At 48.8% G+C, this 642-nt stretch carries 1 protein-coding gene; it reads right to left on the reverse strand.

Features of this window, described 5'->3' with window-relative positions:
- Nucleotides 1-456 precede the first annotated feature (456 nt).
- Nucleotides 457-642, reverse strand: a 186-nt coding sequence (locus Aco04nite_RS50185; protein ID WP_213003926.1) for a hypothetical protein, incomplete at its 5' end; no start/stop codon positions are given.

Here is a 642-nt window from a genome sequence, read left to right on the forward strand (position 1 = left end):
ACTAGTATGGCCCGGGGGATCCGGCGCGCCTAGGCCTTGACGGCCTTCACTCAATTCGCCCTATAGTGAGTCGTATTACGTCGCGCTCACTGGCCGTCGTTTTACAACGTCGTGACTGGGAAAACCCTGGCGTTACCCAACTTAATCGCCTTGCAGCACATCCCCCTTTCGCCAGCTGGCGTAATAGCGAAGAGGCCCGCACCGAAACGCCCTTCCCAACAGTTGCGCAGCCTGAATGGCGAATGGGAGCGCCCTGTAGCGGCCACTCAACCCTATCTCGGTCTATTCTTTTGATTTATAAGGGATTTTGCCGATTTCGGCCTATTGGTTAAAAAATGAGCTGATTTAACAAAAATTTAACGCGAATTTTAACAAAATATTAACGCTTACAATTTAGGTGGCACTTTTCGGGGAAATGTGCGCGGAACCCCTATTTGTTTATTTTTCTAAATACATTCAAATATGTATCCGCTCATGAGACAATAACCCTGATAAATGCTTCAATAATATTGAAAAAGGAAGAGTATGCGTAGCCGTAATTGGAGCCGTACCCTGACCGAACGTAGCGGCGGTAATGGTGCGGTGGCGGTGTTTATGGCGTGCTATGATTGCTTTTTTGGCGTGCAGAGCATGCCGCGTGCG

Origin of the sequence: Winogradskya consettensis, assembly GCF_018332715.1 — a bacterium.
Classification (GTDB): domain Bacteria; phylum Actinomycetota; class Actinomycetes; order Mycobacteriales; family Micromonosporaceae; genus Actinoplanes; species Actinoplanes consettensis.